Here is a 13,107-nt window from a genome sequence, read left to right as displayed (position 1 = left end):
GTTCTCGGGGCTCTTGGGGCTCTTGGGGGGTATGAGGCATGCTCATCTCAGCGGCACACCGCCAGCGCGTCCAGCGCCACCGCGCCATGCCCGCGGGGCAGCACCATCAGCGGATTGACGTCCAGCTCGGCGAGGTGGTCGCCCAGCTCCAGAGCCATGCGCTGCACCCGCAGGATCACCTCGACCAGGGCGTCCACGTCGGCCGGGGGTCGCCCCCGCACCCCGTCCAGCAGGGCCCGCCCGCGCAGCTCGGCGAGCATGGTGCGGGCCTGTTCCTCACCGAAGGGCGGCACGCGTACGGCCGTGTCCCGCAGCACCTCCACCAGCACGCCGCCCAGCCCGACCGTCACCGTCGGCCCGAACAGCGCGTCGTGCGAGACACCGACCACCATCTCCACGCCGTTCTCGACCATCTGGCAGACCAGCACACCGTCCAGCTCGACGCCCTCGCAGCGGGCGATGTCGGTGAGCTCCCGGTAGGTGTCGCGGACCTGGGCGGCCGAGGTCAGCCCGACCTTCACCAGACCCAGCTCGCTCTTGTGCGCGATCCGCGCGCCGGACGCCTTCATCACCACCGGGTAGCCCACCAGCCCCGCCGCCCTGACGGCGGCCGCGGCGCTGGTGACCAGCTGCTCGCGCGGCACCCTGATCCCGTACGCCCGCAGCAGCTGCTTCGCCGCGTGCTCGCTCAACCGGCCGCCGTCCTGGAAGAGGTCGCGCACCTTGCGGTAGGCGGGCGACGGCGAGCGCGGGGCCTCCTCGAAGGGGGAGCGGTACGCGCGGACGAACCGGTGGTGACCGAGGTAGGCGCGCACGGCGGACAGGCAGTTGCCGACCGTGCGGAAGGTGGCGACCCGCGAGGAGCCGAGCAGCACCTCGCGGTAGGCGGGCTCGGTGCCCACCGGCGACCCCCACACCACACACACCAGCTTGTCCGTCCGCTCGGCCGCGTCCACGAGATCGCGCACGAGCCGGTCGCTCAGCGGCGGGAAGGGGCCGGTGACCGGGCAGATCAGAACGCCCACCTCGGGGTCGTCCAGCAGGGCATCGATGATCTTCCGGCCGCGCTCGTCGCCCACCGGATGCCCACCGCTGTCCACCGGGTTGGCCACGCTCAGATACTCCGGTATCCACCGGTGCAGCTCGGCCTGCCTGGCGGCCGAGAGCATCGGCAGCCGCAGTCCGAGGCCGGTCGCGAGGTCGGCCACGTGCGCGCCCGTGCCGCCCGAGATCGCATAGACGGCGACCCCGTCGGCGCGCGGAGGCCGGGCGCGCGCGAGCAGGGCCGCCGTGTCCTGGAGTTCGTCGAGGCCGTCGACCCGGATCACGCCGAACTGCCGCATCGCCGCGTCCACCACGTCGTCCGCGCCGGTCAGCTTGCCGGTGTGTGAGGCGGCCGTGCGGGCGCCGGTCTCGGTGCGGCCCACCTTCACCGCGACCACCGGCACCCCGCGCCGGGCGGCCCGGTCGGCGGCGAGCAGGAAGGCGCGCCCGTCCTTCAGGCCCTCCAGGTAGGCGGCGATGGCACCCACCTCGGGCCGCTCGGCGAACCAGGAGATGAAGTCGGCGCTCTCCAGATCGGCCTCGTTGCCGGTCGGCGCCCAGTGGGAGAGCCGTATGCCCAGCTCCTGGAGGGCGAAGACCGGCCGGCCCTGGTGCCCGGACTGGGTGACGAGGGCGATCGCCGGGCCGTCCAGGTCCTCGCGGAACCGCTCGAAGGCGTTGAGGTTGGTGTTCGGTCCGAGCAGCCGCATGCCGGACCGGCCGACGGCGGCGGCCAGCCGGGCCTGCGCGGCCGCGCCCGGCGCACCGGTCTCCGCGTAGCCGGAGGCGAAGACGACCGCGAACCTCGCCTTGGCCTCGGCGAGTTCCTCGACCACGGGAAGGGGGTCGGCCACCAGCAGGACGGCCACATCGACCTGCTCGGGCAGGTCGGCGACCGAAGGGAAGCAGGGGATGCCGAAGATATGGGAGCGCGTGGGGTGGACCGGGTGCAGCCGGGCGTCCCTCCGCTGGGCCCAGGACAGCAGTTGCCGGGTGACGCCGGTGTTCGGGCGCCCCTCGGCGTCCGAGGCGCCGATCACGGCGACGGACTCGGGGCGGAAGAGGCGGTCCAGATCGGGGACGTCGGCGTGCAGCGGGCGCCCGCTGACGTCGAGGTCGTCGGCCGGGCGGCCGTGGACGGCCGGCCCGGGGCGGGGCTCACCGCAGGCGATGACCCGGGCCCGGCGGGAGTCGGTGGTGAGGGTGCCGTGGGTCGATCCAAGCATCCGCCCGCTCCTGTCGTGACAGTTCGAGACAGCTCCAGTAACTGACGCTCTGTCAGATTACTGAATTGACACAACGTCAGGAACCGTCCGTGCAGGCAAAGCTTGGGAAGCTCGCAAGGAGGGGACCCCTCTCCCCGTGGCAACGATCACCTGGGCTCATCCGGGCAGGCGGGAGACCTCGGGGCCGGCGTGGGAGGCGATGGACTTGGCGATCTTCCGGGCGTCGATGGCGAGTTCGCGGAACATGCCGCTGATGGGGTTGGTGAAGCCGGTGAAGTAGAGGCCGGGGGCGCCCGAGGGCGTGCGGGCGCCGTGGACCACGGGCCTGCCGCGTCGGTCGAGCACGCCGAGATGGCCGACGAGGCCCTCCAGGGCGCGGGTGTAGCCGGTCGCGGCGATGACGGTGTCCGGTGAGACGCGGCTGCCGTCGGCGAGGACGACCTCGCCGTCCTCGAACGCGTCGACGGCGGCCACGACCTCGACCCGCCCCCGGCGGACGGCGTCGACCAGGCCGACGTCCTGGACCGGGATCGCCCCCTCGGTGACCCTGCTGTACAGCCCCGTGCCGGGGCGCGGCAGGCCGTGCGCGGAGAGGTCGGGCACGCTCACCCGGGCCAGCGGTCTCGCCAGCGCGTCCACGAGCCGGACCGGGAGGCGGCGCACCAGGACGCCGGTGTACTGGGCGGCCCAGCCGGCCGTGGAGCGGCGCACGATGTGCGGGGCGGTGCGCACCGCGAGCCGTACGCGTCGGGCGCCGCCCTCGGCGAGGTCGACGGCGATCTCGGCGCCGGTGTTGCCGACGCCGACGACGAGGACGTCGCGGCCGGCGTAGGGCTCGGCGTTGCGGTAGCGGCAGGCGTGCAGGAAGTCGCCGGGGTAGGTGTCGCGGCCCGGCCAGTCCGGGATGCGCGGGGTGTGGTTGTGGCCGGTGGCGACGACCACGGCGGCGCCGGTGAGGCGCCGGCCGCCGGTGGCGTGCAGCAGCCATCCGGTGCCGTCGGGGGAGCGTTCGATGCGGGAGACCTCGACGCCGGTCACGATCTCCAGCCGGTGGTGCTCGGCGTACTTCTCCAGGTAGCGCACGACGTCGTCCCGCGACACCCAGCGCCCGAACCGGCGCGGCATCGGCAGGCCGGGCAGGGCCGACAGACGGCGGGTGGTGTGCAGGCGCAGCCGGTCGTAGTGACGCCGCCAGGACGCGCCGACGCCGTCCGACTTCTCCAGCACGACCGCGCGGATACCGCGGGCCCGCAGCGCGTACGCGGCGGCCAGCCCGCCGGGGCCGCCGCCGACGACGTAGACGGGGCGCTCGGCGGTGTGGGGGATCGCGGGGGGTGCGGGGGCGGGGTCCGCTTCGGTGGGGGTCGCGGCGGCGGGGTCCACGGGGGTGGGGTTCGCTTCCGCGGGGGTCGCTTCGGCCGGGCTCGCCGCGGGGTTCGCTGCGGTGGGGGTCGTGGTGGCGGGGTTCGCCTCCGCGGGGTTCGCTTCCGCCGGGGTCGCTGTGATGGGGTTCGCTGCGGCGGGGTCTACGGGGGTGGGGTTCGCCTTCGTGGGGTACGCCGCGGGGTTCGCTTCCGCCGGGTTCGCCGCGGGGGTCGCGTCCGTCGGGTTCGCCGCGGGGTTCGCCTCCGCCGGGTTCGCTTCCGCGCTGTTCGGTGCCGTGGTCTTCGCCGTCGTGGGGTTCGGCGCCTCGGGGTGTGCGGACGCTGTGGAGTCGGACATGTCCGCGAGCGTAATCACGCACCGGCTTGATGGGTCTCGGTCAAGACCGGAATTGGTTGCGGATTGGTCACGGGTGGGGTGGTGGTGTGGGGATCTCGCACAGGCGCCCGCTCTGCCGTCCACGGTTGTGCGGCTCCGTGTGCCGCTCGCCTTCCCGTCCCTCATCATCTGACGTACCGTCAGGTCTCGTGGGGTGCGGAGGGGAGGGGCCATGGACGCGGTCCGGCTCGGTGGGGCGGAGCGGTTGGCGGTGCTGCGGATCGGGCTGATGCCCTGGCAGACGTGGTCGGTGGACAGCGCGCCGGGGTGGTTGGCTTGACCGGCGTGCCCGCGACACCCCCTTCCTCCGCCCCGGTCCCGCCGGACCCCGCACCTGCCCCCGGCCCCGCCCCCGATTCCGCCCCCGCCCCCGTCGCAGCCCCCGACATCGACCCCTTCACCCGCCCCTACTGGCAGGCCGCCGCACGGAAGCGGCTCCTCGTGCGCCGCTGCCACGGCTGTGGCCGGGCGCATCACCACCCACGGGAGTTCTGCCCGCACTGCTGGAGCGAGGACGTGGAGTGGGAGGAGGCGAGCGGGCGGGCCACGCTGTACACGTGGTCGGTCGTGCACCGGAACGACCTGCCGGGGTTCAGGGAGCGCACGCCGTACGTCGTGGCGGTGGTCGAGCTGGCCGAGGGGCCGCGGATGGCGACGGAGATCGTGGGGTGCGTGCCGGACGCGCTGCGGGCGGGGGCCGAGCTGGAGGTGGACTTCAGACAGGGCACGCCGGTGTTCAAACCGCTTGGTGGGAGCGGGCGCCGGCTCGATTGAATGGGGGGATGACGCCGATACAGGAACGTTCTCTCACCAGTCCCGTCTCCGAGCTGTCCGGCCACGGCCTGCGCCTGCTGCCGTGGGACGCCGACGCCCCGGCCGACGTGGAGGCGTGGCTGCGCGGACTGACCGACCCGGAGTTCCGGCGCTGGAACACCCCGCTGAGGCCGGTGGAGGACCTGGCCGACGCGCGGGACTCGCTGCGGTCGAAGGCGGAGCGGTCGGCGGACGGCACCGACGTCACCTTCAAGGTGGTGGACGCGGCGAGCGGTACGACGCTCGGCCAGATCGGCGTCAACCTGATCGACCACGTCATGCGGTCCGCCCGGGTCGGCTACTGGGTGCTGCCCGAGGCCCGCGGCCACGGCGTCGCCGCCCGCGCCCTGCGGCTCGCCGCGCACTGGGCCCTGACCGACCTCGGACTGCACCGCCTCGAACTGGGCCACGCGACCGGCCACGACGTCTCCTGCCGTATCGCCGAGCGCTGCGGATTCCCGTACGAGGGAACCCTGCGCGGCGCGATGTGGAAGGACGACGGCCGCAACAGCTTCCGGGACGTCCACCTGCACGCCCGCCTCGCCACCGACCCCGAGACGACGCCATGACCCGCGACGGCTGGCAGCACACCGCGGACGGCGGCTGGCAGTTCACCGCCGACCTCGACACCTTCCTCGACCTGGCCGGGCCCTTCCTGCGCTCCCGCCCGGCCGCCCACACCGTCCCGCTGACCGTCACCCACTCCCTGCGCACCCGCGGCCCGCAGGTCTACGGCACCGAACCGCCGCTGTTCGGCACGCTGCACCGCGCGGGAGAGGTACGGGCGGCCCTCTTCCGCACGCCCCCGCACCGCCTCTACCTCACCGCACTCACGCCAGACGAGGCCGACACCCTGGCCCGGCACCTCGCTCAGCACCTCGCCGACCACCCCACGGCGTCCCCCGCTGCACCCCCCGCCGGACCGCCCCGCCCCCTCCCCGGCGTCACCGCCGAGCACGCGACCGCCACCGCCTTCGCCGAGGCGTGGCGGCACCGCACCGGGGCCGCCGTGGCCCTCGGCCGACGCGAACGCCTGTACCGCCTGGGCGACCTCACCGCCCCCGACCCGGCACCGCGGGGCCGCCCCAGGGTGGCGACCGGCGCCGACCGGGACCTGCTGGCCCGCTGGTACCGGGAGTTCACCGCGTCCGTGGGCGGCATCGCCGGACAGGACCCGTACGCCTGGGCGGACCACCGTGTCGCCCGTGGCGGGGTCACCTTCTGGGAGACGCCCGAGGGCGAGCCGGCCGCCATGGCGGGGGTCACCCCCGAGGTCGCCGGGCAGATCCGGGTCGCCCCCGTCTACACCCCGCCCCCACTGCGCCGACGCGGCTACGCCGGGGCCGTGACCGCCGAGGTCAGCCGGGCGGCACGGGTCGCGGGCGCGGCCGAGGTGCTGCTCTTCACGGACCTGGCCAACGCGACGAGCAACGCGCTGTACCAGCGGATCGGGTACCGCCCGGTGGCGGACTTCACGGCATACGACTTCACGGCCGGCGACCTCACGGCCCACAACGCCCCACAGCCACAGCCACAGCCACAGCCACTGCCACAGCCACAGCCGCAGACACCGACATGACCCCTACGGCCACAGCAGTTCCCTCGCCCACCCCTCGCCCTCGCCCTCGCGCCGGTAGCGGAGGCGGACGTGGCGCCGGTGTTCGTCGCCCTGGAAGAACTCGACCTCGTCGGGCCGGAGCCGGTACAGCGTCCAGGACGGCACCGGTGCGTCGGGCTCGCGCCGGGCGCGTTCCCAGGCGGCCTCGGAGGCGCGCGCCAGTTCGTTGGCCGAGCCCAGGATCTCGCTCTGGCGGCCGGTGAGCGCGGCGGCGAGCGCCCCGGTGGAGCGGGCGTGCAGATCCGCCTGTCCCTCGGCGGACGGCGCGGCGGTCACCGGGCCCCGTACCCGCACCTGGCGCCCGAGCACCGGCCAGTAGAAGCCCAGCGCGGCGTACGGGCGGGCGGTCAGGTGGGCGCCCTTGCGGCTGTGGGAGTGGCTGGCGAAGGCCCAGCCGTCGGCGTCGGCGCCGTGCAGCATCACGGTCCGTACGTCGGCCAGGCCCGCCTCGTCCGCCGTGGCGAGGCTCATGGTGTGCGGCTCGGTCTGCCCGGCCGCCACCGCCTGGGCGAACCACCGGGCGAAGAGGCCGAGCGGTTCGGCGGGCGCCTCGGCCGGGTGGAAGGGCGGCAGCGAGGTGACCTCGGGGTCCCACACCCGCAGTGACCGCAGGAGTTCATGCAGATCCGTAGCCATGCCCCGAGTATCCACGGCACTCGCGGGCACCCTCGGCCGCCTCGGACAACACCCTCGGCACCCGCACCCTCGCGGCCACGCCTCAAGGCACCCCCGACGCATGCCCCCTCAAGCCCCCGTTCACCCCCGCCCCAGCACCACCGTCCCCGAAGAGCAGAACCACCCCCCGGTCCCCGAAGCCACCGCCAGCTCGGGCAGTGATCCGTCCGCGCGCCGCACCTGCCGCCCCCGCGCCTCCCCGCGCAGCTGCCGGACCGCCTCCACCAGCAGGAAGAGCCCCCGCATTCCGGGGTGCTGGGCGGACAGGCCGCCCCCGTCGGTGTTCACCGGCAGTGCCCCGCCCTCCACCCTCAGCCGCCCCCCGCCCACGAAGTCGCCGCCCTCGCCCTTGGCGCAGAAGCCGAGGTCCTCCAGCGTCACCAACGTCATGTAGGTGAAGGCGTCGTAGATCTCGGCGAGGTCGATGTCGGCCGGCCGCACGCCCGCCCGCTGGAAGGCGAGCCGTCCGCTGACCGCCGCCGGGGACACGGTGAAGTCGGGCCAGGAGCCGAGCGCCGAGTGGGAGACGTGCTCGCCGGTGCCGAGGATCCACACCGGCCGGGTCCGGCAGTCGCGGACGTACGCGCGCGAGGCCAGCAGCACGGCCGCACCGCCGTCGGAGCGCAGACAGCAGTGGAGCTTGGTGAAGGGGTCGGCGACCGCCGGCGCGGACAGCACGTCGTCGACCGTCAGCGGGGTGCGGTGCAGCGCCTCGGGGTTGAGCGCGGCGTTGGCACGGGCCTGGACGGCCACCTCGGCGAGCTGCTCGATCGTCGTGCCGTATTCGATCATGTGGCGGCGGGCGGCCATGGCGTACTTGGCGATGAGCGTGATGCCGTACGGCGTCTCGAACTGCGCGGGACCGCGCGTGCCGAAGGACAGGTCTCCCGTACGGCGGCCCGCGCGGACGTCGGCGCGGGCGGTGGAGCCGTAGACGAGCAGGACGGCACGGGCGTGGCCCGCCGCGATGGCGTCGGCCGCGTGGGCCGCCATCACCTCCCAGGTCGCCCCGCCCACCGAGGTGGAGTCGACCCAGGTGGGGCGCAGGCCCAGATGGTCGGCCACCTCGACCGGGGCGAGCAGGCCCGTCCCGGCCGACGCGAACCCGTCGACCAGCGAGCGGTCCAGCCCGGAGTCGGCCAGCGCCCGGCGGGCCGCCTGGGCGTGCAGGGCGTACGGGGTGGCGTCGTCCACCCGGCCGCAGGAGGAGAGGGCGACACCTACGATCGCCGTTTCGGGATGACCCATGAGATCTGACGGTACGTCAGATCCGTCGCCCCGGTCGAGACGTCGTCCGACCCCTTCGCATCCCACCCTCCCCGCCCTAATATGACGGCTCGTCAGATCGGAGGTCGCTCATGGACGCCGCCTTCACCCCCGAGCAGGACGCCGTCCGCCGCACCCTGCGGAACCTGCTCCGCGGCCGCTCCCGCCCGGTGCGCGAGGCCGTCGACACGCCCGCCGGCCACGACGGCGGCCTCTGGGCCGCCCTCGCCGAGGAGCTGGGCCTCGCCGGCCTCGCCCTCCCCGAGTCCTGCGGAGGCGTCGGCTGTACGGCGACGGAACTCGCCCTCGCCGCCGAGGAGACCGGCCGCGCGCTCACCCCCACCCCCCTGCTCGCCACCTCCGTCCTCGCCGCCCCCGCACTGCTCGCCCTCGGCGACGGCGGCCAGCGCGCGAGGCTGCTCCCGCCCCTCGCCGCCGGCACCCTCACCGCGACCCTCGCCGCCCCCGGCCCCGCCCTCGCCACCGCCCTCGGGCTCACCGGCGACAACCGCGGTCCCTGGGCGGGCGGCGGCCGCGCGGGAGGCGTACAGGCGCGCCGGGCGCAGGGCGGATGGCGGCTGTACGGGGAGGCCGCCCAGGTCCTCGACGGACACACCGCCTCCCTGCTGCTCGTCCCGGCGCACACCGGCGGCTACGCCCGCTCCCGCACCCTGCTCTTCCTCGTCCCCGGTGAGGCGGCGGGCCTGACCCGCGTACGGCAGACGGCACTGGACGCGACCCGGCCCCGCGCGCGTCTGCAACTACGGGACGTGGAGGCCGAGTTGCTGGGCGAGGACACCGAGGCGGATGTGTGCGGGGTGCTGGCCGGTATCGGGGAGGCGGCCGCCGCGTACCTGGCCTGCGAGGCCGTCGGGGCCGCCGCGCGGGCGCTGGAGCTGACCGTCGAACACGTAGGGCGACGCGAGCAGTTCGGGCGCCCGATCGGCACCTTCCAGGCCCTCCAGCACCGGCTGGCCGACGTCCATGTCGAGGTGGAGGCGGCGCGCTCGGCGGCGTACTACGCGGCCTGGGCAGCGGGCCGAGCCGCCCCTGTGGGGGCCTTCGCGGCCGCCCACGGAGGCCCTGCGGGCGCCCCCGCGCCTGCCCACGGCGACCCCGCCCGTGCCCCCGCGTCCACCCACGGCACCCCGGCGGGCACCCCCGCCACCCCCCGCCGCGCCCCTGCGGACGCCCCCGCCCACCCCCGCGACCACGTCGGCGCGCTCGCTCTCGCCCAGGCCCTCCAGGCGCTGCGCCGGGCCGCGGCCGAGGCGGTCCAGCTGCACGGCGGCCTCGGTTTCACCTGGGAGCACGACGCCCACCTGTACGTCAAGCGGGCCGCGGGCGACGAGCTGCTGTTCGGGCCGGTGCACCTGCTGCGGGCCCGGGCCGCGGCGGAGGCCGGGCTGTTCGCCGGAGCCCGTGCGGAGGTGACCGTATGAGCGGCGTCGCGCTGCGGTGGGTGCAGAAGCTGTCCGCCACCCGTGCCTTCGCCCGCACCGCCCCCCACGTCATCCCCGCCCTCGACCGTGCCGTGCACCGGCTGACCAGGGGAAAGGTGCTGCTCAGCACCCGGATGCTGCCCGGCCTGGTGCTGACCTCCACGGGTGCCCGAAGCGGGCTGCCCCGGCGCACCCCGCTGGCCTGTGTGCCGGAGGACGAGGGCCGCGCCTGGCTGCTGGTCGGCTCCAACTTCGGCCGCCCCGGTCACCCCGCCTGGAGCGCCAACCTGCTGGCCCACCCCGACGCCGAGATCAGCTGGAAGGGGCGGGACATCCCGGTCGCGGCCCGGCTGCTGACGGGGGAGGAGCGGGCGGCGGCCTGGCAGGCGGTGGTGGCGTTCTGGCCGCCGTATGCCACCTACCAGGCGCGGGTGGACCGGCAGATCCGGCTGTTCCGGATCACCCGGCGGACCTCATAGCGTCACCCGGCGGATCTCATAGCGCGTGCTGGACCAGCAGGAACGCCCCGATCCCCAGCATCGCCGCCCCCGAGGTGCGGGTGACCGCGCGGGCGGCGGCCGGGCGGGCGCGCAGCACCGCGCGGGCCGCGGCACCGACGGTGAGGTAGACGGCGGCGCAGCAGGCCATGTGCAGCAGGCCGAGGGTGGCGGTCTGCACCGGTACGGGCAGATGGTGGCCGTCGGTGGTGAGGAACTGCGGCAGCACCGAGAGGTAGAGCAGCAGGCCCTTGGGGTTGAGACCGCTGATCGTGGCCCCGCGCAGGAAGACGCCCGCGCTGCCGCCGCGCACCGCCTCCTCGTCGGCGCCGGGTACACCCGGACGGCGCAGTACCCCCCAGCCGAGCCAGACCAGATAGCAGGCGCCGGCCACGGTGAGCGCGGTGAGCAGCACGGGGGAGCCCGCCACCAGCACCGCGAGGCCGGCCGCCGCCAGCGCGGTGTGCAGCGCGTACCCCGCGACCAGGCCGCTGACCGCGGCGGCCACCGACCGGCCGCGCAGACCGGCGGCGATCGCGTACGCCCAGTCGGCGCCCGGCACGCACACCAGCAGCAGGTCGATCGCGAGGAAAGAAATCAGGGCTCCCGTCTCCATGCCGGAAACGCTATGCGCGATCAGCCCGAAAGTGTTCCTGAAGTTTGCTCGCCGTCTCGCACGATGAGGGAAGATCTCCCTCATGGATGACGTGGACCGGAAAATCCTTGCCGAGCTCCAGCAGGACGGGCGGCTGACCGTGACCGAGCTGGCCGGGCGGGTGCGGCTGAGTGTGTCGCCGTGCCACCGGCGGCTGCGGGAGCTGGAGCGGTCGGGGGCGATCAGCGGGTATCGCGCGGTGGTGGACCCGGCGGCCGTGGGGCTGACCTTCGAGGCGCTCGTCTTCGTCTCGATGCGGCAGGAGGACCGGGAGACGGTCGTGGAGTTCGAGCGGGCGGTCAGCGAGGTGGAGCATGTGCTGGAGGCGCAACGGCTGTTCGGGGACCCGGACTATCTGCTGCGGGTGGCCACCGCCGACCTCGCCGCGTTCCAGCGGCTGTACGACGAGCGGCTGGCCACGCTGCCGGGGGTGCAGCGGCTGACGTCCACGCTGGTGATGAAGCACGTGGTGCGGGACAGGCCCCTGCCCGCCTGAGGCTCGTCGCCGTCCGCGGGCAGGCGCCGGCTGGTCGTGCGGTTCCCCGCGCCCCTTGCGGGGCGCTTGACAAGACGTGGGGACAGAAAAGGTGCTCTTCTACTTCGTGGGCTTCTTGCCCGTCACGCCCAGATAGACCAACAGGGCGAGATTCGGCTTCAGTTCGGCCTGCTTGACGCCCCAGGACGTGAAGCCCTTCTGGTGGGAGGCCACGGCGGCGAGCATGGCGACGAGGGAGCCGGCGATCGCGGCCGGGTTGACGTCCTTGTCGACCTTGCCCTTGGACTGGAGTTCGGTGACAGCGTCCGCCAGGGAGTTGTTCACCGAGTTCAGGATCTTCATGCGGAGCTTGTAGAAGCGTTTGTCGCCCTCGGCCGCCCCGAGGTCGACCACGCGCAGGATGGCGTCGTTCTTGCGCCAGAACTCCAGGAAGCCGTCCACGAGTTCCTGCGCGGCCTGCCAGCCGGCCTTCCCGACCCAGCTGCGGCCTTCGAGCAGTTCGGTCAACCCGGCGCCCTCGGCGGCCATTTGGTCGGCGATCTCCAGGACGGCGCCCTCGACGTCCGGGAAGTACTGGTAGAAGGTCGCGGGCGAAGTGCCCGCTTTCCGGGCGACATCGATGACCTTGACGTCCCGGTACGGAGAGGAGCTGAGCATCTCGCTGAGGCAGTCCAGCAGCTTCTGCCGCGTCGCCTGCCCGCGCCGACCGGCAACGCGGCCGTCGACGGTACGCACTTGTCCTGTCATGCCGTCAGCTTACCGAGGGGTGATGGGAGCGCGATTCGGCCGACTGCAAATGGGGTGCACGGGGGATCGGGGCCTGGTGTGCCTGGTCTGCGCGCTGCGTGAGCCGCCGTTACTTTTCTTGTATGGCCGAAAACAGGGCATCGCGGGTCACGGAGGGCGTCCCCTGCTGGGTGGACGCCCAGCTTCCGGATCTGGCGGCGGGGAAGCGGTTCTACGGTGAGCTCTTCGGGTGGACCTTCGAGGAGTGGTACGGCGGCTCGGTGCGGGCCCTGAAGGACGGCGAGGCGGTGGCCGCGCTGGCGCACAAGACGGACGGGCGGATGCCCACCGTCTGGACGGTGTACTTCGCCACCCCGGCCGCCGAGGTGCTGGCCCGGCGGATCCGGGAGGCGGGCGGGCAGGTGGTCGCGGCGCCGATGCCGTTCGGGGAGCTGGGCACCGTCGCCCTGGCGGCCGATCCCGAGGGCGCCGTCTTCGGGCTGTGGGAGCCCGGCGGCCACGCCGGTTTCGGCGTACGGCACGAGCCCGGCACCTTCGTCTGGGCCGAGCTGTACGCCCGCGACACCGCCGCCGCCAACCTCTTCTACGGCGGCCTCTTCCACGACGCCCTGTTCGGCCCGGACGCCGAGCCCGACTTCGGGCGGGCGCCGGTCACCGACGTCTTCCCGGCCGAGATGCCGCCGCACTTCCTGGTCCACTTCCGCGTGGAGGACTGCGCGGCGGCCCTCGGGGAGGTGGGGCGGCTCGGCGGGCGGGTGCAGGCGGGGCCGTTCACCACGTCGTACGGCACGGTGGGGGTGGTCACCGACGACCAGGGGGCCTCGTTCGCCGTACTGGAGCGCTGACCTGGGTGTTTCGCCCCTGTTT

At 74.3% G+C, this 13,107-nt stretch carries 13 protein-coding genes; 7 read left to right on the top strand and 6 right to left on the bottom strand.

Annotated elements, in window-relative coordinates; all coding sequences use genetic code 11:
• Nucleotides 1–47: 47 nt before the first annotated feature.
• Both ACSU6M_RS14940 and ACSU6M_RS14935 read right to left on the bottom strand, forming a co-directional pair.
• Nucleotides 48–2,270: an acetate--CoA ligase family protein gene (locus tag ACSU6M_RS14940; protein ID WP_437070202.1), complete on the bottom strand. Its 2,223-nt coding sequence runs from the start codon at nucleotides 2,268–2,270 to the stop codon at nucleotides 48–50.
• A 156-nt stretch (nucleotides 2,271–2,426) separates the two neighbouring features.
• Complete coding sequence (locus ACSU6M_RS14935) at nucleotides 2,427–3,596, bottom strand: flavin-containing monooxygenase (RefSeq protein WP_437075152.1); 1,170 nt, start codon at nucleotides 3,594–3,596, stop codon at nucleotides 2,427–2,429.
• An 822-nt stretch (nucleotides 3,597–4,418) separates the two neighbouring features.
• On the opposite strand from ACSU6M_RS14935, the gene ACSU6M_RS14930 reads away from it, so the two are divergent.
• The 3 genes from ACSU6M_RS14930 to ACSU6M_RS14920 are packed head-to-tail and all read left to right on the top strand — an operon-like array spanning nucleotide 4,419 to nucleotide 6,423.
• Nucleotides 4,419–4,805, top strand: a complete 387-nt coding sequence (locus ACSU6M_RS14930; RefSeq protein ID WP_437075150.1) for a Zn-ribbon domain-containing OB-fold protein — start codon at nucleotides 4,419–4,421, stop codon at nucleotides 4,803–4,805.
• An 8-nt stretch (nucleotides 4,806–4,813) separates the two neighbouring features.
• Nucleotides 4,814–5,413: a GNAT family N-acetyltransferase gene (locus tag ACSU6M_RS14925; protein WP_437070201.1), complete on the top strand. Its 600-nt coding sequence runs from the start codon at nucleotides 4,814–4,816 to the stop codon at nucleotides 5,411–5,413.
• The gene (locus ACSU6M_RS14920; RefSeq protein ID WP_437070200.1) at nucleotides 5,410–6,423 is read left to right on the top strand and encodes a GNAT family N-acetyltransferase; all 1,014 of its coding nucleotides are present in this window, start codon (nucleotides 5,410–5,412) and stop codon (nucleotides 6,421–6,423) included. Before ACSU6M_RS14925 ends, ACSU6M_RS14920 begins: the two co-directional genes overlap by 4 nt.
• Nucleotides 6,424–6,426: 3 nt before the next feature.
• Here the strand turns inward: ACSU6M_RS14920 and ACSU6M_RS14915 are convergent, their stop codons facing one another.
• The gene (locus ACSU6M_RS14915; protein ID WP_437070199.1) at nucleotides 6,427–7,098 is read right to left on the bottom strand and encodes a pyridoxine/pyridoxamine 5'-phosphate oxidase; all 672 of its coding nucleotides are present in this window, start codon (nucleotides 7,096–7,098) and stop codon (nucleotides 6,427–6,429) included.
• Between the two features lie 120 nt (nucleotides 7,099–7,218).
• Nucleotides 7,219–8,385, bottom strand: coding sequence for a thiolase C-terminal domain-containing protein (locus ACSU6M_RS14910; protein ID WP_437070198.1), 1,167 nt, complete (start codon nucleotides 8,383–8,385; stop codon nucleotides 7,219–7,221).
• Between the two features lie 110 nt (nucleotides 8,386–8,495).
• Here ACSU6M_RS14910 and ACSU6M_RS14905 point away from each other — a divergent pair, with 110 nt between their 5' ends.
• Nucleotides 8,496–9,845, top strand: coding sequence for an acyl-CoA dehydrogenase family protein (locus tag ACSU6M_RS14905; protein WP_437070197.1), 1,350 nt, complete (start codon nucleotides 8,496–8,498; stop codon nucleotides 9,843–9,845).
• Nucleotides 9,842–10,324 (top strand): nitroreductase family deazaflavin-dependent oxidoreductase, encoded by a 483-nt coding sequence (locus tag ACSU6M_RS14900; RefSeq protein WP_437070196.1) that lies wholly within the window; start codon nucleotides 9,842–9,844, stop codon nucleotides 10,322–10,324. Before ACSU6M_RS14905 ends, ACSU6M_RS14900 begins: the two co-directional genes overlap by 4 nt.
• A gap of 16 nt (nucleotides 10,325–10,340) precedes the next feature.
• Here ACSU6M_RS14900 and ACSU6M_RS14895 read toward each other — a convergent pair whose 3' ends face one another.
• A complete protein-coding gene (locus ACSU6M_RS14895) occupies nucleotides 10,341–10,958 on the bottom strand; it encodes a LysE family translocator (protein WP_437070195.1) in 618 nt (205 codons plus the stop codon).
• Nucleotides 10,959–11,040: 82 nt separating this feature from the next.
• Between ACSU6M_RS14895 and ACSU6M_RS14890 the strand changes: the two genes are divergently transcribed.
• Entirely contained in the window at nucleotides 11,041–11,493 is a 453-nt protein-coding gene (locus ACSU6M_RS14890) for an Lrp/AsnC family transcriptional regulator (RefSeq protein WP_437070194.1), read from the top strand.
• Nucleotides 11,494–11,592: 99 nt separating this feature from the next.
• On the opposite strand, the gene ACSU6M_RS14885 is transcribed toward ACSU6M_RS14890, so the two are convergent.
• Nucleotides 11,593–12,228, bottom strand: a complete 636-nt coding sequence (locus ACSU6M_RS14885; protein ID WP_437075148.1) for a TetR family transcriptional regulator — start codon at nucleotides 12,226–12,228, stop codon at nucleotides 11,593–11,595.
• Nucleotides 12,229–12,362: 134 nt separating this feature from the next.
• Between ACSU6M_RS14885 and ACSU6M_RS14880 the strand changes: the two genes are divergently transcribed.
• Nucleotides 12,363–13,085: a VOC family protein gene (locus ACSU6M_RS14880; RefSeq protein WP_437070193.1), complete on the top strand. Its 723-nt coding sequence runs from the start codon at nucleotides 12,363–12,365 to the stop codon at nucleotides 13,083–13,085.
• The last annotated feature ends 22 nt before the right edge of the window (nucleotides 13,086–13,107 follow it).

It is taken from the genome of Streptomyces sp. enrichment culture, assembly GCF_964272895.1.
GTDB lineage: Bacteria > Actinomycetota > Actinomycetes > Streptomycetales > Streptomycetaceae > Streptomyces.
This window is presented reverse-complemented; position numbering and strand designations above follow the sequence as displayed.